Source organism: Aliidiomarina minuta (assembly GCF_003987145.1).
GTDB lineage: Bacteria > Pseudomonadota > Gammaproteobacteria > Enterobacterales > Alteromonadaceae > Aliidiomarina > Aliidiomarina minuta.
In genome coordinates, this window is sequence record NZ_PIPL01000001.1 from 1,928,117 (window position 1) to 1,948,569 (window position 20,453).

General features: G+C 48.5%; 17 protein-coding genes. 9 read left to right on the top strand and 8 right to left on the bottom strand.

Annotated elements, in window-relative coordinates; translation table 11 throughout:
• The first annotated feature begins 2 nt into the window (after positions 1–2).
• From CWE09_RS09325 to CWE09_RS09360, 8 genes are all read left to right on the top strand, one after another.
• Positions 3–668, top strand: a complete 666-nt coding sequence (locus tag CWE09_RS09325) for an ABC transporter ATP-binding protein (RefSeq protein WP_126803690.1) — start codon at positions 3–5, stop codon at positions 666–668.
• Positions 668–1,882 (top strand): ABC transporter permease, encoded by a 1,215-nt coding sequence (locus tag CWE09_RS09330; protein WP_126803691.1) that lies wholly within the window; start codon positions 668–670, stop codon positions 1,880–1,882. Before CWE09_RS09325 ends, CWE09_RS09330 begins: the two co-directional genes overlap by 1 nt.
• On the top strand, positions 1,875–2,636 hold the full coding sequence (locus tag CWE09_RS09335) for an outer membrane lipoprotein-sorting protein (RefSeq protein WP_126803692.1): 762 nt from the start codon (positions 1,875–1,877) through the stop codon (positions 2,634–2,636). Before CWE09_RS09330 ends, CWE09_RS09335 begins: the two co-directional genes overlap by 8 nt.
• A gap of 7 nt (positions 2,637–2,643) precedes the next feature.
• Positions 2,644–3,822: a hypothetical protein gene (locus tag CWE09_RS09340; RefSeq protein WP_126803693.1), complete on the top strand. Its 1,179-nt coding sequence runs from the start codon at positions 2,644–2,646 to the stop codon at positions 3,820–3,822.
• Position 3,823: 1 nt separating this feature from the next.
• A complete protein-coding gene (locus CWE09_RS09345) occupies positions 3,824–4,888 on the top strand; it encodes a sensor histidine kinase (RefSeq protein WP_126803694.1) in 1,065 nt (354 codons plus the stop codon).
• On the top strand, positions 4,872–5,660 hold the full coding sequence (locus CWE09_RS09350; RefSeq protein WP_126803695.1) for a LytR/AlgR family response regulator transcription factor: 789 nt from the start codon (positions 4,872–4,874) through the stop codon (positions 5,658–5,660). The genes CWE09_RS09345 and CWE09_RS09350 overlap by 17 nt, the downstream gene beginning before the upstream one ends.
• 232 nt (positions 5,661–5,892) lie before the next feature.
• A complete protein-coding gene (locus tag CWE09_RS09355) occupies positions 5,893–6,588 on the top strand; it encodes a hypothetical protein (protein WP_126803696.1) in 696 nt (231 codons plus the stop codon).
• Between the two features lie 203 nt (positions 6,589–6,791).
• On the top strand, positions 6,792–8,384 hold the full coding sequence (locus CWE09_RS09360; RefSeq protein ID WP_126803697.1) for an amidase: 1,593 nt from the start codon (positions 6,792–6,794) through the stop codon (positions 8,382–8,384).
• 61 nt (positions 8,385–8,445) lie between these two features.
• Here the strand turns inward: CWE09_RS09360 and CWE09_RS09365 are convergent, their stop codons facing one another.
• The 8 genes from CWE09_RS09365 to CWE09_RS09400 all read right to left on the bottom strand — a co-directional run bounded on the left by CWE09_RS09365 (position 8,446) and on the right by CWE09_RS09400 (position 18,019).
• Positions 8,446–9,183 (bottom strand): magnesium transporter, encoded by a 738-nt coding sequence (locus CWE09_RS09365; RefSeq protein WP_126803698.1) that lies wholly within the window; start codon positions 9,181–9,183, stop codon positions 8,446–8,448.
• Positions 9,184–9,394: 211 nt separating this feature from the next.
• Complete coding sequence (gene mgtE, locus CWE09_RS09370; protein WP_126803699.1) at positions 9,395–10,750, bottom strand: magnesium transporter; 1,356 nt, start codon at positions 10,748–10,750, stop codon at positions 9,395–9,397.
• A 14-nt stretch (positions 10,751–10,764) separates the two neighbouring features.
• On the bottom strand, positions 10,765–11,478 hold the full coding sequence (locus CWE09_RS09375; RefSeq protein ID WP_126803700.1) for a hypothetical protein: 714 nt from the start codon (positions 11,476–11,478) through the stop codon (positions 10,765–10,767).
• Between the two features lie 454 nt (positions 11,479–11,932).
• The gene (locus CWE09_RS09380; protein WP_241974354.1) at positions 11,933–14,299 is read right to left on the bottom strand and encodes an FtsX-like permease family protein; all 2,367 of its coding nucleotides are present in this window, start codon (positions 14,297–14,299) and stop codon (positions 11,933–11,935) included.
• A complete protein-coding gene (locus tag CWE09_RS09385) occupies positions 14,289–14,969 on the bottom strand; it encodes an ABC transporter ATP-binding protein (protein ID WP_126803702.1) in 681 nt (226 codons plus the stop codon). The genes CWE09_RS09380 and CWE09_RS09385 overlap by 11 nt, the downstream gene beginning before the upstream one ends.
• Positions 14,962–16,224, bottom strand: coding sequence for an efflux RND transporter periplasmic adaptor subunit (locus CWE09_RS09390; protein WP_126803703.1), 1,263 nt, complete (start codon positions 16,222–16,224; stop codon positions 14,962–14,964). The genes CWE09_RS09385 and CWE09_RS09390 overlap by 8 nt, the downstream gene beginning before the upstream one ends.
• Positions 16,225–16,257: 33 nt before the next feature.
• Positions 16,258–16,767 carry a hypothetical protein gene (locus CWE09_RS09395; RefSeq protein WP_126803704.1) on the bottom strand — a complete coding sequence of 170 codons (510 nt, stop codon included), beginning with the start codon at positions 16,765–16,767 and terminating at the stop codon, positions 16,258–16,260.
• 742 nt (positions 16,768–17,509) lie between these two features.
• On the bottom strand, positions 17,510–18,019 hold the full coding sequence (locus tag CWE09_RS09400) for a hypothetical protein (protein WP_126803705.1): 510 nt from the start codon (positions 18,017–18,019) through the stop codon (positions 17,510–17,512).
• 121 nt (positions 18,020–18,140) lie between these two features.
• Here CWE09_RS09400 and CWE09_RS09405 point away from each other — a divergent pair, with 121 nt between their 5' ends.
• Positions 18,141–20,450 (top strand): DPP IV N-terminal domain-containing protein, encoded by a 2,310-nt coding sequence (locus CWE09_RS09405; protein ID WP_126803706.1) that lies wholly within the window; start codon positions 18,141–18,143, stop codon positions 20,448–20,450.
• The last annotated feature ends 3 nt before the right edge of the window (positions 20,451–20,453 follow it).

Below are 20,453 nucleotides of genomic sequence, written 5' to 3' on the forward strand. Positions count from 1 at the left end.
GCATGCTTAGATTTGAGAATATCAATAAAGCCTATCGAACTGGGGGTCTTTCTGTCACCGCGCTAGCGGGCGTGTCGGCGGAGATCAAAGCCGGTGAAACTGTTGCCTTATGCGGTCCCTCGGGTAGTGGCAAGTCGACCTTATTAAACATTTGTGGATTACTGGATAACCAGTATCAAGGGACTATTTGGTTGAATGGTCAAGCTATTCCAAAACACAAAAACCAGCTGACCCAGATAAGACGCGCAAAACTCGGCTTTATTTTTCAGCAATACAATTTAATCCCGGTCATGTCGGTTTATGAAAACCTTGAATTCCCATTGTTGATGCTGGATCTGAGCAAAAAACAACGAAGGGAGCAAGTCACAGAAATCCTGGATAAGGTAGGGCTCAAAGAACATATATCCAAACTTCCTGGCCAACTGTCTGGTGGCCAGCAACAGCGTGTTGCTATAGCGCGCGCTTTGGTCAAGCGTCCAGAAATGGTGATCGCCGATGAACCCACCGCTAACTTAGATACAGCGACGGCAAATATGATCATGGATTTGATGCGGGATCTCGGTAATGACCTGGGCAGCACCTTTCTGGTAGCGACTCATGACCAGCGTATGACCGAACGCTGTCATCGGGTGCTGAATTTAGCCGACGGTATGTTGGGAGCCTTATAATGCGCTGGATTACCTTTGCTTTTTTAAATGTTCTGCGAAACCGACGTCGTTCTCTATTTACTATTTTAGTTGCCGCAGTCGCCGTTGCCGCGATTTTAACGACCAGTGGTTTTGCCCTTTTCACCTACCAGTCTCTTGCGGAAAAAGCGGCCAGAGATGAAGGGAATTTCATCATTACCCATGCCAGGTATTTTACTGAGGAAGAAGACACGCCCTTGCAATACGGATTATCCAATGTCGAGCTTTTACAAAAACAGCTAGTTAAGGATGACGAAATTCAAAGTGCCTTGCCTAGAATCCACTTTAACGGCCTGATCTCAAATGGTGACAAGAGTTCGATCTTTATGGGTCTGGGCGTAGAACCCGAAGAGTTTATGTTAAAAGGGCCTTTTTTAAGTATGGAGTCTGGACGGGCGCTGTCTGATTTTGGCTCAGATACACAACCTCAGATTGTATTGGGTAAAGATTTAGCACGCAGCCTCAAAATTATGGTGGGCGACTATGTGACATTACTGTCAACCACCACCGAGGGTGCGCTGAATGCGATGGATTTTCACGTTCGTGGCATTTACACCACCGGTGTTCCAGATATCGATAAGCGCCAGCTCTATATTAAGTTGCCGGATGCCCAGTCATTGCTCTACACCGATAAAGTCAGCTCATTGTCAGTGTACTTATTTGATATCAATGCTACACAAAGCAAAATGGAGCAGTACCAGTTTCTCAGTGCTTCATTAGCCTTTACTCCCTGGTGGGAACGCGCTTTTTACTACCAGTCCGTTAAAGATTTATACAACCGAATTTTCGGTTTACTGGGGGGCATCATGGTGCTTCTCGTCTTCTTTTCCATCTCCAATACTATGGCAATGACAGTCACGGAGCGAACCCGGGAAATTGCTACTCTGGCTGCCATGGGTTCATATCAATGGGAGATCATACGCAATTTCGTCCTTGAATCGACCATCATTGGTTTTCTCGGGGCGACAATTGGAATCGCTTTCACCGCCTTAACCGCCTGGGGTTTAACCTATCTTGGCCTAGAGATGCCGCCACCGCCTGGCAGCAATCAAGGCTATCCGTTAACCATTGAGTTTTCCTGGCAAATTGCTTTGCTCATCACGGCAATCATGATCTTAGTCTGTGTACTGGCTGCTTTGAAAGCGGCATACAAAGGCAGCGCAAAACCCATTACAGAGGCTCTCAGTCATGTCTAAATTAACTAGTGCAATCCTTTTTACCTTCAATCTTCTTTTGCTGTTGCCTTTAAACGCATTGGCCGGAAACATCCATCAGCTAAGTGGCGAAGCAACACTGCGGACAATAGATAACTTTCGCAGTGAACCCGGTTCGGTAAAAATATCCTCCACAGTCACCTCCTATCGCAATGGCGAAATCACTAACACCCGGCAATACGATGTCTATTCAACAAGCGATAGCCGCTCATTAGTCATCTTTAAGTCGGCATCCGAGCAAGGTCAGAAAGTGCTGATGCGGGGCCATGACTACTGGCTGTTTATGCCGCGAAGTCGCCGCCCTATTCGAATTACGCCCATGCAGAAGCTCTTAGGAGATGCGTCACTGGGAGATATAGCGACGCTGAGTTGGAGTGAGGATTACGAGATTCATGAAACAATCAACAAAGGCGCTACCTGGCGGTTAGAGCTGCATGCTACCTCCCCTAAATTGAGTTACGAAAGAATACTGCTTGAGGTCGATACGACTGATCTTTTTCCACTCAAAGCCGCCCTTTACCTGCGCTCTGGCATGCATGCAAAAACCGCCGAATTCGAACGCGGGGTTCGTAATGAGGAGGTAAGGGTGGTGGCTATGGCGCTGCATGATGAGATGCGACCAGGTCATACAACAGTCATTAGTTATGACCATATTGAGTCCATACATGTGCCAGACAGACTGTTTAACCCTCAGGTTCTTATCCGCACCGATCTTGATCAACTGCTAACAGATTGAGGTTGGTATGAAAAAACATCTGCTTAACTATGTATCAGTTATCACCCTACTGACACTGAGTAGCCCCTTGCTAGCCCAGGTAGACAGCCGGCTGCGGGTTCATGTTCAGGACTTACATGCCAGTCACAATACTATTTTTGCAGCCGAAAATACGACCTCGGTATTTTCAGCCCTGGATATAAGTACCGAGGTAGATGGCATTCGGGTCGCGGCTACCGCCTATTGGCTTAAACAGGCTGACAAGAGCCAGTTTGATCTAAAAGTCTCTGAGGCTTTTTATGACTTTACTCTGCATAACTGGTATCTGTCTGCTGGCAAAAAGAAGCTGGATTGGGACGTGGGTTATGGGTTTCGGCCTCTGGATATGTTTTCACCTACCCAGGCATTAGCCATTTATACCGCCGTACCACCCGGAGTTTTCATGGTAGTAGGCGATTACTTCACAGAGTCCGGCAATACCAGTGTGCTCTGTAACGAAACCGCTTCCTACTATTTAGAAGATGGCCGAAATGTGCCGAAAAGCTCAGGTTGTGGTGGGCGTTACTATCATTATTTCACTGGCTTTGAAGCTCAGCTTATAGGGCATTATGACAATAAACTGGGTTTCAGACTTGGGGGGAATGCGCTCAAAGTCATAGGCAACAGTTTGTCATTGCACAGCTCTCTGTTATGGCAACAAAACTATCGCAGCCCTGTATTTGATAACCAGGCGCTAACGCAGACTGATTCTGCTGTAGTGACTAGCCAATGGCACAGCAACAGTGTGCAAGCCTTATTAGGTTTTAATTATACCTTTGCTTCTGGCATTACTGTAATTGCTGAGTACTGGCATGATGGTCGGGCACCACATGATAAACAATGGCGAGCCTTAATTCAGGCATCCCAAACCAGCGCACAGCCACATCAATTAATGATGATGCGTTCACACTTTGCCACCCAAAACCTGTTTCGGGACAATCTGATGTTACACTTAAGAACCTCATCCGGTCACTGGCGCCCCGAACTTACTGTGTTAACAAACCCCAGAGACAATAGTCTGTTAATTAATACCAGGCTGTGTAATAAAGGCCTTAGGTCTTCTCAGTATTGCCTCGGATTAAGGCAATACGCGGGGGGAAGCGACAGCATATACGAACAACTTAGCTATAACACAACCTGGTATCTGAATATGGAAATACAGCTATAACATGGCGACCAAGATGCATGCACCGCGCAACGGCAATCATTGGCAGAGCCACCTGAAGCTGGCAGTCATCTGTGTTTTAGTCGGTATTATGGTTCACCTGTTTGGTTCGACCAAATACCTGAGTATCTCTATCTTCATCTCATTAGGCATCGGTTTTAGCATTCGCTTCTCACGTTATTGGCTGATAACCCAATATCCTGATATGCGCCTCTGGTTGCAGTATTTTTATGCCCTGGTGCTGGCCTTTCTGGTCTGGGGGGTTGCCCCCATTTTATTAAAGGTGATGGCAGGGCCGGGAGACTCTATTGATTCGCTACAGAATTACCTAGGTATCTTTTTTATTGGCAGCCTGGCCATGGCGCTGGTCAGTTTTGTCTACTATCGCAGTGAACAAACCCTGGCGCTAAAGCAAGCCCTGTTTCAGGCTGAATTGGAACAAGTAAAAAAAGACAAGTTACTACTCGAAACTGAACTACGTTTACTGCAGTCTCAAATAGAACCCCACTTTTTATTTAACACCCTGGCCACTATTCAGGCGTTAATAGCTGTGGATAGTCGACAAGCCAGCGAGATGTTAACCGCACTGACTTCGCTGCTGCGACAAAGTTTGGACAGAACCCGAACCGAATGGCTGACATTAGAGCACGAACTGCAATTTAATAAGGCCTATCTGGCTATCCAAAAAATCAGGTTAGGCGAACGTTTAAAGCTGGAATACGATATTAGCGATCAACTGACCGACGATATTATGTTTCCCCCTATGCTATTACAGCCCTTGCTTGAAAACGCCGTGACCCATGGCATTGAACAACTGAAAAATGGTGGCACCTTAACACTCAGCATCAAACTCGACGGGCAAAACCTTATTATTACTATCATTAATCATTGTAAACCCGGCGGCAGTCAGCACACAGGTGCTCAAGTGGGATTGAACAATGTTCAACAGCGGCTCGCGCAGCTATATGCTGAGCGGGCAAAGCTCAGTTATGATATCGGTTATGATAACAGTGCAGCCGATTTGGTACGTGTTACTTTAGAGGTGCCTATTCATGTCGCAAGCGATTGAAGTTGTCATTGCCGATGACGAGCCCCTGTTACGCGCTCACCTTAAAATGATGATTGAAGAAACATGGCCCGAGGCTGATATTGTTGGTTTAGCAGCAAATGGCGAAGAGGCATTGGCTCTGATTGAAGCCTTCGCTCCAACGGTGGTATTTTTGGATATCAAAATGCCTGGCACTGACGGTCTCGAAGTATCCCGAACATTATGCGACGTCAGCAATCCGCCCTATGTGGTTTTTGTCACCGCCTATGATCAACATGCCGTTGAGGCATTTGAAAACCAGGCCATTGACTACTTATTAAAACCCATAGAAAAAAACAGATTAGAGCGCACCATCAGAAGGATCAAAAAACTACTGCTTAACCAATCACCGGATTTAGATCAGAAGGCTCAATTCAGCGCCCTACTTTCTGAATTACAGAAAAACAGCCAACCGACGCCCACGGCAAGCTATCTAAAATGGCTGAAAGCTAGCAAAAGTCATGAAACCTTCGTTATCGATATAGAGGACGTGGATTATTTTATTGCCGATAACAAGTACACAGAAATTAGCGCTGGCGAACAGAAATATCTGATTAAAACCCCTATTGCAACACTGGAAAACGAACTCGACCCAGATGCTTTCTGGCGCATTCATCGCAATTGTATGGTCAGAGTGGAGCAGATACAGCGTGTCATCAAAGACGAACTCGGGCATGTTGTGGTGGAACTTAAAAATAGCACCGACACCTTGCTTGTAAGCCGGAAGTATCACCGCTTATTCAAACAGATGTAAGCTGGTAGCTCAGTCGCTTCAGATGGGCTCCGCCATTACGGTCTGCTTGTATATGCTCGGGCCGCCTTTTTGAAGCTATGAATTGTACCAATGTTGAGCTTATTGACCAGACACCAGAGTCTGGATAGCAGGCAATTGTTGTACACAACACGACATTTATCGCGCATATTTGCGTTTCCTATTCTGGTTGCTATCTTCTTCGGAAGCAAAGGTGACGAAAGAGGAACCATGTATGGATTTATCTTCTCTGGACTACCGTATTATTTCTACTATCGCCTCGGTGGTAATGACCCTAGCCTGGGTTGCCTATCTGCATCTTGCGCTCACTCAGTACATGCGGGCCAATCGTCCATTTCTGGTGATTCAGCATGCGCATGAAAACGACCCCTCGGCGCTGTGCCTGTTTGTTAACCTGAGTAAGGAGCCTGTTCATTTGCAGGCGGTGATGGCATGCGTTCATAGAGGCGACGAACGTACCTCGTTTCGGATTACAAATTATGAACGCATTACGGCGACCGAGCAGAATGTTCAGTCAAAGCTACGTCAGGGGCCAATTCAGCCGGGCGGATATCTGGTATTGGGGTCTTTTGCTGACATTATGCTCGGCAACCAGTCCGAAGATGAGGATAGCGAAAAATTGACGGCTGACCATCTCTCCCAAATCGATAGCCTGGAGTTATGCGTGGCGGTCGTGTATGCATCCAAAAAATACCACATTGGTGCTCGTCGGCACTTTTTTCTGGAACACCTCGATGGAAACACTAAAATTCACGCGTATAGCATTTTCACGGAACAACTTGTGCATAGGAAACACCGTCGTACAGTGAGAGCCTGGGTAAACGCCGGAGTTGACCCCTGGGAGGAGCAGGATACTGCAGACGAAAGCCAAAGTCAGTCGGGGTCGCATATAGGTAAAAAGCAATCCTAAGAGACTTTATGACCACCCGTTTTATCGAGTTGTACGGCGAAGCCCAGCGGCAACAAACCCGGACCTGATGTTCACCCTAATCTCAATTGACCTTTATCCTGGGAATAATTCCATTTTTCAATAAGATCTCAGTTTTGCTGGAATTTAATTCCACTTGAGGGCATGCTCGATAACTCACATACCTATTATTTAAAGGTCAGGTAATGGTCGTTGCCAGAAAAATTATAACAAGTCTGAATCTTGCTCCATTTACTATTGTCTTAAGTCTTTTCTTTGTCGGCTGCAGTGCCACATCGACCGAACTGCCATCGGATCAATTCCGCTGGACAGATACCGCGACGGTTCAGGCACAGCTAAACTCAGGCGAACTATCGAGTACTCAGCTGGTGCAGTATTACCTCGATCAAATAGCAGGAAACAATCACCAGGGTCATGATATCCGGGCCATCATTGAAGTTAACCCGGAAGCTCTCGAACAAGCTCGGCAGTTGGACGAGGAACGCCAACGTGGCAATGTCCGTAGCCCATTGCATGGGCTCCCTGTTGTGCTAAAAGCCAACATAGCGACTCATGACGAACTCGCAACCACCGCAGGTGCCACGGTGATGAAAGATTTCATTACCAGCAAAGATGCTGCGCTAGTTACTCAGCTGCGCGATGCTGGCGCCATTATTCTAGGTAAGGCGAATTTATCAGAATGGGCTAATTTTCGCGGGCAGGACTCTATAAGTGGCTGGTCAGGTCTGGGTGGACAAACACGCAATCCATATGTACTTACCCATAATCCATGTGGCTCGAGTTCTGGCTCAGGAGCCGCCGTTGCTGCTGACTTTAGCTTACTGGCAATAGGGACAGAAACTGACGGTTCGATAATGTGCCCTGCCTCGGTGAATGGTGTTGTGGGGGTTAAAGCGACACGAGGCGCGGTATCAGGCTACGGCATCATCCCAATTGCGTCAGCTCAGGACATTGCAGGACCCATGACTCGCCAGGTTTTTGGAGCAGCGGTGCTGCTTGATGCAATGACTACCATTGAGGCAAAAAGTCGCTACGGTACATCACTGGCTGAAGCAACAAAACAAAATTTCAAAGGTGAATCTGTAGTGGTCGTTCGTGCATATGATGACCGGTTTAGTGGCATCGAAGTAATGACTGATAACCTGGTGACGGCTTTGCAAAGCAATGGCATAGAAGTTATCGAAGTTGATGAGTGGAGTTTACCTGACCAACTCTATGCGGACGAGTTTGAGGTTTTATTATACGAGTTTAAACGCGATTTGAATGCCTGGCTGGTCGAGTTTGATGCGCCAGCTCAGAGTATGCAGGCGGTCATTGATTTCAACGAAGCAAACGCAGATTCAGAATTAGCACTATTTGGCCAGGAGTACTTTGAAATAGCAGTAAATATTGACCTCACTGATGCTGCAGAGAGTTACAATAACGCGCTATTTAATGGTCGCCGTTTGGCTGAAGAACACCTGGATCAGTACCTCAAAAAACAAGGTGCCAGCGCCATTTTAATACCGGCCTACGGCCCCGCCTGGCCCACTGAACCCACCGAAGACGACGAAGGTTTTAGTTTTGGCACCTCAACCGCCGCTGCAGTTTCTGGCTACCCGTCGATTACCCTACCGCTAGGTCAACAGGGTCCATTACCTTTAGGCCTGAGTGTTATAGGGTTGCCATGGAGTGAGGCAAATTTATTCAGCTTAGCGGCCTTGCTCGAAACGCAACTGGGTGGCTTTAAACCTCCTCAGTTCTTGCCAGCTCTGGAAGCTGAAATAACCGCAGAGTAACTTAACCTGCATTGCTATACTCAAGGCGCACAACGCCTTGAGTATAGGTTCAGCATAAAAACTAACCAAGATCGTCAATATCAACAACGCCCAGTAATTGATAGTGCTGATTAACTACAGGCAGCTCTGGTACCTGATAGTGACTCAGGCAATGAGCGACAAAGTCAGCATCGTGATCCGGCACTATCAACTCGCAGGCCTGTTGTACAAAGAGACCAATGGGAGCTGATGTCTTGGTAATATTAGCCAGCACACGGCCTGATACCACACCGTAAAAGATGCCATGCTCATCGACCACGTACAGGTAATGGCTTTGATGCGCCTGGCTATAATAGTAGTCAATGGCTTCAGCAACCGATGTTTGCAGAGACAAAATACTCACCTTAGGATCATAACTAAAGGCTTTGTGCCATGCCTTACGGTATTTCCAAAAGCGTTGTTGTTTCGGGCGGTTCAGGTGTCTTAACGCTGCATTTCTGATATCCAGGGGAAGTCTGCCAAAGACTCGCGCAAGTTCCTTAAGTGGAAGCTGCTTCAGCAGTCGCCGCCGGGCAATCGGTCGCAGTTGCTTAACAAGTGCGGCCACTTCCTCTTCGGTAAAGCACTGAATGAGGCCAAGCTGAGAGGATACATCAAGCTCAATGAACCGTGCAGCTAGGTCTTCGATATCCAGTAATAACAGGTCTTCGGCCAGGTGCTGTATATCAACCTGGGCGGCCGCTTTAAGCCATTCATCAGCAAGCGATCCGCTGAGCCGGCTGTGTAAAGCTGTGGTTAAATGGTGGTGATAAAATAACATAGTGTGCTCCGTATTTTATAGGTGCCACTATGCGCGAGCTGCCGCTCGCACTACGAGGGCTGGCTAACGCATGATGGCTTTTATACTCGCTGTATCAAAACTGGGAGGTTCAGGTTTCATAATTTCCCTTTTGTTGTGCTGTGTAACTGAGTTTGAAAGAACAGACGGATCCGCAAACCCGCCTGCTCAACCATTGTTTTAGCTGTATGACTTATGCGCCTGATCCGCCAAGAATGGTAACTGCAATGTAGAAGTACAACAGCACACCGACGAAATCAGCAATCGAGGTAATCAAAGGCGCACTCGCTGTTGCCGGGTCAAGCTTTAAACGCGACAGTAGGAAAGGTAAGCTCATACCAATCATGCTACCGGCAAAGACGACTGCCACCATCGAAATAGAGACGACCAGCGCGATATCCGTACCACCGCGGTAAACACCCAGTCCATAAACTGCAATGGCCATAGCGATACCTAACAACAATGCAACCCAGAACTCGCGACCCAGGGTTTTAAGCCAGTCTTTTAAGTGCAAGTCACCGGTTGCCAATGCCCGTACCATCAAGGTTGAGGCCTGAGCGCCCGCGTTACCGCCACTATCGACCAGAAGTGGTAAGAAGAATACGAGAGCAACATAAGTTAAAATGGTGTCCTCGTAACTTTCAATCACTCCGCCGGAGAACATATTGGCAAATACCAGTATGATCAGCCAGGGCGCTCGTTTTGCGAACATGGTCCAGGTGCTGACTTCGCGCAACGACACGTCCTTTAGAGCTAAAGTACCACCGCCTTTGTGGAAGTCCTCGGTGCTCTCGACCACATCAACATCCATCGCATCATCAACGGTAACAATACCAATCAGTTTGTTGCCGCCATTAGTAACGGGCAGTGACAACAAGTCGTAACGACGAATAGCGTCTGCAGCATCCTGCTGTGGCTGCTCGGCACTGACTGAAACTAAGTCTGTGCGCATCACCTCACTGACAGTGGCATCGTCTTTTTCTGTCATCAGCTCACGCAACGACATTGTACCGATCAGGCGCTGCTGCTTATCGACCACGTATACCTGATAAATAGTTTCCATTTCCGCAGCATTCTTGCGCACATAACGCAGTGCTTCGATCACAGTCATATTCTCAGGAATGGCTACATAAGCTGAAGTTACCACCGCACCTACAGTGCCATCGGCGTATGAAGCGAGCTGCAGAATGTCTTCCTGCTCTTGCTTAGCCAGTTTAGGCAAAATGCCTTTTTGCTCTTCCTCCGGAAGACGCTGATACACATCGACCCGCTCATCGCGTGCCATAGCTTTGAACAGACGTAGTTGCTCTGTTTCATCAATAGCTTGCAGCAACTCGTCCTGGTAAGACGGGCTGAAGTAACCAAATAAACTAGCCAGCTCTGGGTTGGGTAACTTAATCAATAACGCAGCCGTTTTCTCAGCCGAAAACTGTTCAAGCTCTTCAACGATATCAGCGTGTTGGTTATTGTTAACTAATAGCAGCCAGTCATTCGCGTCCAGGCTACTCATCTGCATTTCAATTTTTGCTTTTAATTCTGCTTGGGTCATCGGTTTACCCTCCCTTAAAAGGCCACATTAAGGCCAATTGTTACGATGTTGCTACGGACTTCAAAGTCACGTCCAAAGCTTGCATCAAACTCTATACGGTCGTTAAGCACAGTGCGAAAACCAAGCGCTGCCGCAGGACTGTCATCACTTACACCCGCGGTTTCGGCAATTAGATCTAAACGTTCATTAACCGTAAAGGTAGTTGCAAGACCCCAGGTAGGGTTCCACTCTGAATCAAAATTATTGTATTCAGTACCCACATTGACATGCACCATCAAAGCGTCGTTCACCGGATAGCTGTATGGTAAATTAATAAAGCCGCCTTCAAAGTCACTTTCCTGATGATCCCGCATGACACCAACAGAGAGCGCCAATGCGCCGCCATTGAGGTTGGTCGAGAGCATGGTTTTCAATTCCAGACCGTAAGCGGCAAGCTCACTGTCACTGGTGTTGTACTCTACTGGCAGGCTGACTTCCCAACCATTCTGCGTAGTACAGATGGGCATAGCCACCCAGGAATGACTCGCATTAGGCTGATCTACACGTTGCGGTGCACCGGCAGAAGCCCGCTGAAACCAGGTTTCCAGCATGCACTCGCCCGGGGGAGTAATGTCCGCATCGTCCACCAGAAAGTGTCCGCCATTGGCCATCACTGGCTGACTGGCAAATACGGCAAAACCTGCTGCAAAGGCAGCCGAAAGTGTTAAAGCGTTCAGTTTGAACTGCATAAAATTTCCCTTATAGTTTGTGGAAAAATCTATGTGCAGGGATGAGGGCTCAAGTACGTAAAGACATCGCAGGCTAAGCGAATCAGATCAGCTTAGTCATACATGTTTTTAAGTGCTTAAGGGATAAGTCGGTTAAGAATAACTGACAAATTTTGCAGTCCTCAGCTCACGTCAATAGTGTGCTGAGCTAACTGCGAGACTATTAACTAGGCAGGCAGAGAGAAGAGCACAACGTCTGACGCGTTGCACATAGGTTTTTCAAATTTTCAATTTTAGCTAAGCGACAACTCGGAGGTTCCGCGTGGCTACAATTTGCGTTCATAGGTCTCTCAAATAGTTACTTGCACACGCAAGCGGCGCAAATAATACAGGCTAAAAACCGAAAGTCAACTTTCTATTTTAACGAAGCAATCAATATCTAAATAAAGCACTACCTTCGAATATCTGCGTAGCGTCAGCCTTGCCGCAAATAACTGAAAATAGGTTCCTTTAAAATCCGTCTTAGCGGCACCATCGCAGTCACCATGGTGAGTAATAAGGTAGCAAAACAAGCTAAAATAAATGCAACGGGTTCGAAGGAAATCGGTAGCGCACTATTCGCTTGCACTTGTCCCGTTATGAGCGCCAGAATGAATACGGCCAAAGGCACAGCGACGGCAAGTGCCATGAACGCATGCCGTAACACTCTTAACAGTAGACTTTGTGGTGGTGCCCCAATGGCCAGCAAAACGCCGTACTCATGCCGATCCACTCTCAGCCTGGCTTTAATCTGATACCCCAGGCTTATCAGCACACTGGCAATGATTAAAGCCGAAATGAGCACAGTGGAAATAAATAACGAATTCACCGCCTGATCTTGCTGCGCCAGAATCTGGGCTATCGACCTGGTCTCGGAAAAAGAAGGATCAATCATTTCCCGATTCAACCAGGTATGCAACGCTTGTGCGATTCTGTCTGCCTCGCCGAAGAAAAACGTCACAGACCGCGGAGCGTGAGCGCTCGCTTCAACAGATAAATAAATCATTGGCTCGCTCGCCCGCGCCCTTCCGCGGTGAGGCACATTATCAACAATCCCGGTAATCTGTGCGTGACCATGAATTCCACCCAGAGTCAGACTAGTACCCACAAGGTCGCTACCGGAGCCGTTCCCGCCTAGAATATCAGCTGCTCTCCGATTGATGCGAATACCGCTTTGCCAGTCCTCATTACCTGCGAACGTCGCTACATCTAATACGTCAAAATAGTTTCTGGTGACATAATGTATGTCGAAGGTAACCTGCTGAGGTAATAAATTAGGGTCCTCTATGGCGAGCGTCTGCGGTTGTGCAAAAGGTGCAAAGGACACCGCGACCTCACCCGCATCTATATCCGCAACTCCGCCCTCCGTCAGCGACCGGATTGCCAGCCCGGTTCCTCGCTGACTGACGTTCAACGACTGCGTGCTTACCTCAATACTGCTATCGGTCATGGCCTGCCATTGATACAAAGCAAAAGTCAGCGCCATATTTAATGACACCAGGGCTACGGTCAACTGCAACGCCAGGTTTCCCTGCGCACCTAGTTTGCGCAACTTACTACTGCTGGTCCCCATGGCTCTGTCGAACAGTTCTTTTTTCGATACCCTGATAAGCGGCACCAAGAAGCACGCCAGGAAAACTACAGATATCAACATCCAGCTGGCCAGCCATTGCCCGTAGTTGATCCCCAGGCTCATATCCCCCTGCAGTGCCTGGTAGGTCGGATGCTTGCTAATCACGGTTTCCAGTATCAGCAGTAGTAGCAAAGATACAATCGCAATGACCGCAAGCTTGACCGCGGCAACAAACAGGGCGCTGCCAAGCTGATACCTTGGGGTGGCACCAACTACGCGCATGATTTGGTAGTCTTTTTGGTAGATCAAAAAACGGCTGGTGAACACCATGAAGGTATTGAAGGCCAACACCACCCCTAAGGCGACCACCAGGAATATTAACAGCCGCCATTGCGCCAGCATATTTTGTCGCTCGACGGGCGAGAGTTCAATGCCTCGGTATACTTGCAGCACTCCGCCCTCACTCGCAAAGCTCATACCGGAAACGCTGGTGTCAATAGCTCTCAGGCGCTCGGTGAGGCTCTCTTCGTTTAGCCGCTTTTCGGAGCTAAAAACACCAAAATAAATGGGCGCCGCATTCAAAAATCGGTCGACCATGGTTTCGCTACTGGCATCAAATGGCGTGGTAAAGCGCAGATAGTCGCCAGGAATCCATACATCCGGTTGCCAGTTTCCGAGCTTATTTAACGATGCCGGCAACACACCGCCCACCACAAACGCATGGGGCACCCGTTCGTGATAAAAGCGCTCCCCCACTACCGAGGGCGAGGCCTGAAGTTCCTCGCGCCAGAAACGCTCACTAATCCAGACCGTATTGCTCTGTTCAGCAGGGGGTAGTTCGGACACTCCGGTCATACTAAAGAAGTTGTCGGCATAAAAAGCCACCAGAGGGTCGCGCAGTGTCCAATTTGAAGACTCCAATGGAGCATTGCTAAACGACAACCAGGACGCCTGTTCAACATCTGCCAGCTCGGAGGCATTCTGCACGGCCACTTTATTGACCGGGGCCTGACGGCCATCTTCATGCTGATACGCGAGAGTATAAAAATAATCATCGCTGCCAAGCCATCCAGGATTAGCGCTCAACAATATCTGACCAAATCTCAGCGATAAGGTAAGTAACGCGCACACAATGGCAAAGCCAAGCAAAAGAACCAGCAGCTTGCCCCGCTGACCCGCCCATCGCCGCCACTCACAGGTAACCTCAAATAAATAAGAGTTAGTTACCATCGACAAGCCGCCCATCCTCAAGGCGTATTTTACGCTGACAACGGCCTGCAACAGCGGCGTCATGAGTGACCAGAATCACGGTGGTCCCCTCACTCTGTAACTCCAACAACAGGTCCACTATGCTGCCACTGGTCTTCGAATCCAGATTACCTGTAGGTTCATCGGCAAGCAGCAAGCTGGGTTTATTGACCAGAGCCCGGGCTATCGCAACACGTTGCTGTTGACCACCAGAGAGCTCATTGGGCCGTGACTTCATCTTGGCCGATAACCCGACGCGTTCAAGGGCATTGGCAGCTCGTTCAACATATTCCGCTGAAGGCACACTGGAATCGTACCTGAGCGGTAAGGCCACGTTCTCAATCGCCGTCATGTCATTGATCAAATTAAAATTCTGGAATATCCAGCCAATATGACGATTACGCAGCACGCTTTTTTGTTTTGCGGTTAAACCCGTGACCTGATGCGCACGCAAAAAATACTCGCCGGATGTTTCCTGATCAAGTAAGCCGATGATGGACAGCAGTGTCGATTTGCCACTGCCAGATGTGCCTTCAATAGCAAGGCTCTCACCGTCCGCTACCTCCAGCGATATATCACTCAGCGCGTCCAGCTTGCCCGCTCCCTGACCAAAGGTGCGGCCAATGTTATTTAATTTTATTAAGCTATCCATTGGTTAAATCCCTTTTTGTCACGAAGTTTCTTGTGCGCATAGCGACGGGGATATCCAGCAGCACATGGTCGCCCGCTTCTATGCCGGAAACCACCTCTACATAATCCCCACTTAACACACCAAACGTCGCTTCCCGTCTTTCAAAGCGTTCGCCATTACCCACAAAAACATACGCCGTGCTATGTCCCTGCGTCACATAGGTCGGGGTTCGGATGCGTATCACATTCTCAGCTTCTGCAGTGGTAATTTGTGAGGTTACTTCCAGGTTCGGGCGGCTGGAGTCGGGAAGTCCATCAAGAAATACAACCTCCAGGCGCACCTGATTATTCTGCGCACTGGGGTGAATTCTCAGGACTTCGCCCCGCACTCTCTGCCCGCGAACATTAATCACTGCCGCCTGGCCAACCTGTACCTGCGCCGCATCACTGGCTGAAATCAAAAGGTCCGCATACAAAGATTGCGGGTCCGTTATTTGCGCGATGACCTGCCCACGCTGGACCGGTGTTCCAGGCTCGATATCGTCACCAAGCTCATTTAAAAGCCCCGAACGCGTTGCTTTAATATCCAGCTGCTCAATATCGTTTTCCGCCATAGCTAACAGCTTCTCGGCCTGCTCCAACCGATAACGATAGGCTTGTTCTTCGGCGTCCCGGTACTGAGAGAATGCCTCTATGCTTCTACGCCCCAGGTTCAGTTTTAAATGCGCTTGTTCCACTGAGGTTTGCGCACGCAGGAAGTCTAATTGCGCAATGATTTGCTGCTCAATCAGTACTTCCATGGTTTCCAGCTCACGCTCAGCAAACACAATTTCATTGCGCAGTATCTCGACATCATTGTCTAACTGGATCGCTTCTCGTTGTAACTGGGCTTTTGCTGATTCCCAGCCTGCCATAGCTTCCAGCACCGACAACTGAGCGCGCTCTTTTTCGCGTTCCAGCAAAGGGTTTCGCAAGGTGATAATACTGTCACCTTCGGCTAGTTCAGAGCCGGGGTAACGATTAATTTGAACAACAGTGCCATCCACTTCCGAAATAATGCTGCTCGTTTGGCGCGGTAAAAGGCGACCGAACGCAGAAACCCGGGCTTCAACATGACCAATATCCGCCTCACTGATATGGATCTCATGTGCCGTTGAAGCCGTTAAGGTTTTCCACGAGAGCACAGCAAGCGCCAGCAACAAAGCGCACCCGCCAATAATGACCAACGGAAGCCAGCCCCGGCGAAGCAAATTCTCTCGATCTGGAATATCTAGCATTATGAAGTCCGCTTTGCAGTGAATGACCTAGTTTTACTGGGGTACAAGTCCTACTCTGGATGGAATAATCCGGTACTTAGGGAGCTCCTCGAATTCACTTAAACGATCCAGTCTGTTTTGGTAATTTTCCAGCATGCCGGAGGTGAAAACATTGCGATTGTCTCCGCCTGCATCGCGAGCGACATCAAAATATAGCAGGACAAGTCCGCTCTCTTTAAAGGACTCAATGTTAATCAACTGACTCAGTTCTTCGACCGAGGCGGACAATTCGCATTCAACATCCGTCAATGTGTTTTCAAGCTCGGGGTAATGTGAGGCGGCTTCATCAAATGTAAGCCAGTGTTCCTGATCTAAGTCATACAAATAGCCCGCGCCCTGATAAAATTGACACCCCTGCTGCAGGAAAAATTGTTCTACAGTATCGAAGCGCTCGGGGTAAACTCTTTCCCAGCTTTCAGAAGCATGAGCTGATGTGACCTGCCCATAACTGAGTACCATGAACATGGTTGTTAACAGCAGTGTTTTCCCTAACTTAAAATTCATTATATTTACCTATTTTATTCTTTGTAAGCGTTTTTTAACAAGAAAAACTGACGGCCAGATGGCCGCCAGGGTATATTAGCAGCTAACAGAGCATGGACTGGCCGAGGTGCATGCAGTTATACCTCGCTCAGTTTCGACATAACACGTATATGTATCACCAACATAACCACACGCTGAGTCCCCACAAGCCGCCCAAACACTCAAGCAAAGTGAGCTAACTGCAGCAGCACACGCTAAACCAACGATTTTTTTCGTAAACTCATATTTCCATTCCTTTTAGAATATTGAAAGTTTTTTCGCCCAAATTTGGGCAATTCCGCCCAACCGCTCCATAGGCAATATATTTTTAACAATTCATATGGAATATGTATAGTTGGTTGCTAGATTTTTTGCTTTTTGCCTCAACAAAATTAACAGGTTCTGTGAGAAAGGTTGACCAAGAGCATTGAAAAGTCTGCTGAATATGAGAGTGACGACAACTCTTAAAGGGAGCTCCAACGTCACAAATCAGTAAGCTTGTATGTACAAACCATAATCTCTAAATTATCAAAATGGCACAATAACTGACCCAACACACTCATTTCGCCTCAGGCAGGCATATCTTAAAAAAACACTTCCTCAGTTAACTCTGAGCCAGGATAACAATTCATATGACTAGAGGAAGCCAGCCCCGGCGAAGCAAATTCTCTCGATCTGGAATATCTAGCATTATGAAGTCCGCTTTGCAGTGAATGACCTAGTTTTACTGGGGTACAAGTCCTACTCTGGATGGAATAATCCAGTACTTAGGGAGCTCCTCGAATTCACTTAAACGATCCAGTCTGTTTTGGTAATTTTCCAGCATGCCGGAGGTGAAAACATTGCGATTGTCTCCGCCTGCATCGCTAGCGACATCAAAATAAAGCAGGACAAGTCCGCTCTCTTTAAAGGACTCAATGTTAATCAACTGACTCAGTTCATCGACCGAGGCGGACAATTCGCATTCAACAACCGCCAATGTATTTTCCAGCTCAGGATAATGTGAGGCGGCTTCATCATAGGTAAGCGAGTGCCCCTGGTCTAAGTCATACAGATAGGCCACGCCCTGATAAAATTGACAGCCCTGTTGGTTGAATAATTGTAGAACAGTATCGAAGCGCTCGAGGTAAACTCTTTCCCAGTTTTCAGAAGCATGAGCTGATGTGACCTGCCCATAACTGAGTACCATGAACATGGTTGTTAACAGCAGTGTTTTCCCTAACTTAAAATTCATTGTAATCACCTATCCCTTTGGTTTTTTACATGCGCCAGCTCAGCATCTCTTGTAATAGGAAGTCGCCTGGTTGAGACTAAACACTATTGGATCTTTTAATCCCTCCTCAGAGGCATTCCTCATGAAAACCAGCGGCTATTTTGGCACCTTGTTACTTCTGTTCAGTCTGACGGCCCATTCCAGTGTCGACCCGGGGCAGGTCGAAAGCTCCCTCTCATTACGTGACCACTGGATGACACTGACCCGTGACCTGATGAGGTATCCGGCCTGGACCGCTGAAGGCGATGAGTTTCATTACAAACTCAGTGTAGCAGGCGGCTTTCAGTTTTTTCGTGACAACCTGGAAAGCGATGGTGCTGTTCTCGCCTTCGACCATCAACACATTGCCGATACTTTAACTAAGGCCAGTGGCGATAGTATCGATCCCCTGCACCTGCCCTTTGATCAATTTCGCTACGCCGACAATGAACAAAGCATCCGTTTTTTTCACGCTGGTGAATCCTGGCAATGCCAGTTAAATGAACTGCATTGCGCCACTACTCCACGCCAGACGCGCCCAAAAGCCTTTGGTGTGGTAAGAGACTTACGTGTAGATGCCCATAATCCGCTACGCCCCTCGCCCAACGAGCGTTATCAGGCGCATGTCGTTGACTATAATTTAGTGGTAAAAACCGCCGACGGCGAAACAGTCATGGAAACCAGTGACGGTGAGGCTAACCATTTTTATGATCCTGAGTCCATTCAATGGGCACCGGACAGTTCGTCCCTTGTTATCATGCAAGTAAGGCCCGGCGATGCCCGTATGGTCACCCGGGTGCTGACCGCCCCCGAAGACCAACTGGAACCCAAAACGGTTGTGCAGTTATATCCTAAACCCGGAGATGCAGTAGATCAGGATCAGCCGGTCCTGGTGAAGCTTGAGGCGCAGGAAACTCATGTCATAGACAATGCACTCTTCAGCCAACCCTACCAGATAGACCGCGTAGAATGGCAACAGGACAGTAGCAGTTTTACCTTCAGATACACTGAGCGCGGCCACCAGCGGGTACGTTTAATAGACGTCAATGCGACCAGCGCAGAACCCCGCGCACTGGTGAGTGAAAACAGTGACACCTTTATTAATCAGTGGGCTACTTTTTTCCAACCACTGCATCAGGGCGACAAGGGCGCTATCTGGTTATCGGAACGTGATGGCTGGGCTCATCTGTATCATTACAATAGCGAAGGTGAGCTGGTTAATCAGGTTACCAACGGCGCCTGGCGGGTGCGCTCGGTCGTGCATGTCGATGAAGACAAGCAACAGATCTGGTTCTCAGCCAGCGGCCGTTATGAAGGCCAGGACCCCTACTTTGAGCATTATTACCGCGTCAACTTTGACGGCACTGAACTAACCCCATTAACCGAGGGCAATGCCCACCACGAACTGACCTTCTCGCCCGATATGCAGCATTACATTGTGCTGCGTTCACGCACCGACTTGCCCACGGTTGCCGAATTACGCCTTACTCAGGATGGTTCATTGGTGCGTGAACTGGCCAGCGCCGATATCAGCCGCCTGACCGCAGCCGGTTTCCAGCCACCTGAAACCTTTGTCGCCAAAGGCCGCGACGGTGAAACCGATATCTGGGGCCTGATTGTCAAACCACAGGATTTTGACCCCGAACGGCGCTATCCGGTGATTGAAAACATCTACGCCGGTCCGCACGACAGTTTTGTACCTAAAAGCTTCTGGCCCTTTGGTTTACATGCCGGCGGCGATAAAGTGATTGGCATGCAGGCACTGGCCGACCTGGGTTTTATTGTGGTGCAGATTGATGGCATGGGCACCGCAAATCGCTCCAAAGCATTTCATGATGTTGCCTGGCAAAACCTGGCAGACTCCGGTTTTCCGGATCGCATTCTGTGGCATCAGGCAGCGGCTGAGCAATATAACTGGTACCAGATTGATAATGGCGTAGGTATTTACGGCGCATCCGCTGGTGGCCAGAGCACCGTCGCTGCCCTGCTCTTTCATGCTGACTTTTATAGTGTCGGCGTGGCATTTGCCGGCTGTTATGACAACCGTATGGATAAAATCAGCTGGAACGAACAATGGATGGGCTATCCGGTGGGGCCCCATTATGCGCAATCTTCAGTGGTAGAGCATGCCGAATTACTGGAAGGCCAGTTGTTAATCATCAACGGCGAACAGGACAGTAACGTTGATCCCGCATCGACCATGCAATTAGTCGATGCCCTGATCAAGGCAGAGAAAGACTTTGACCTCTTAGTAGTGCCCGGTGGTGAACACTCAGTAGGCCGTTCCAGTGGCCCCGTGCGTTATATTCAACGCCGCCAGTTCGACTTCTTTTCACGCCACCTGGGACAACAGCAAACCCCGGACTGGAACAGCTTAGGCTCCGTGGGGGCTTTGGGAACGGCAACGCAATAATGG

Excerpts from the sequence above, each read along its gene's own strand:
- CWE09_RS09400 (WP_126803705.1), bottom strand. The coding sequence starts at position 18,019 with ATGAATTTTAAGTTAGGGAAAACACTGCTGTTAACAACCATGTTCATG.
- CWE09_RS09385 (WP_126803702.1), bottom strand. The coding sequence starts at position 14,969 with ATGGATAGCTTAATAAAATTAAATAACATTGGCCGCACCTTTGGTCAG.
- CWE09_RS09390 (WP_126803703.1), bottom strand. The coding sequence starts at position 16,224 with ATGCTAGATATTCCAGATCGAGAGAATTTGCTTCGCCGGGGCTGGCTT.
- CWE09_RS09375 (WP_126803700.1), bottom strand. The coding sequence starts at position 11,478 with ATGCAGTTCAAACTGAACGCTTTAACACTTTCGGCTGCCTTTGCAGCA.
- CWE09_RS09340 (WP_126803693.1), top strand. The coding sequence starts at position 2,644 with ATGAAAAAACATCTGCTTAACTATGTATCAGTTATCACCCTACTGACA.
- CWE09_RS09350 (WP_126803695.1), top strand. The coding sequence starts at position 4,872 with ATGTCGCAAGCGATTGAAGTTGTCATTGCCGATGACGAGCCCCTGTTA.
- CWE09_RS09335 (WP_126803692.1), top strand. The coding sequence starts at position 1,875 with ATGTCTAAATTAACTAGTGCAATCCTTTTTACCTTCAATCTTCTTTTG.
- CWE09_RS09365 (WP_126803698.1), bottom strand. The coding sequence starts at position 9,183 with ATGTTATTTTATCACCACCATTTAACCACAGCTTTACACAGCCGGCTC.
- CWE09_RS09325 (WP_126803690.1), top strand. The coding sequence starts at position 3 with ATGCTTAGATTTGAGAATATCAATAAAGCCTATCGAACTGGGGGTCTT.
- CWE09_RS09355 (WP_126803696.1), top strand. The coding sequence starts at position 5,893 with ATGGATTTATCTTCTCTGGACTACCGTATTATTTCTACTATCGCCTCG.
- CWE09_RS09395 (WP_126803704.1), bottom strand. The coding sequence starts at position 16,767 with ATGAATTTTAAGTTAGGGAAAACACTGCTGTTAACAACCATGTTCATG.
- CWE09_RS09330 (WP_126803691.1), top strand. The coding sequence starts at position 668 with ATGCGCTGGATTACCTTTGCTTTTTTAAATGTTCTGCGAAACCGACGT.
- CWE09_RS09360 (WP_126803697.1), top strand. The coding sequence starts at position 6,792 with ATGGTCGTTGCCAGAAAAATTATAACAAGTCTGAATCTTGCTCCATTT.
- CWE09_RS09345 (WP_126803694.1), top strand. The coding sequence starts at position 3,824 with ATGGCGACCAAGATGCATGCACCGCGCAACGGCAATCATTGGCAGAGC.
- mgtE (WP_126803699.1), bottom strand. The coding sequence starts at position 10,750 with ATGACCCAAGCAGAATTAAAAGCAAAAATTGAAATGCAGATGAGTAGC.
- CWE09_RS09405 (WP_126803706.1), top strand. The coding sequence starts at position 18,141 with ATGAAAACCAGCGGCTATTTTGGCACCTTGTTACTTCTGTTCAGTCTG.
- CWE09_RS09380 (WP_241974354.1), bottom strand. The coding sequence starts at position 14,299 with ATGGTAACTAACTCTTATTTATTTGAGGTTACCTGTGAGTGGCGGCGA.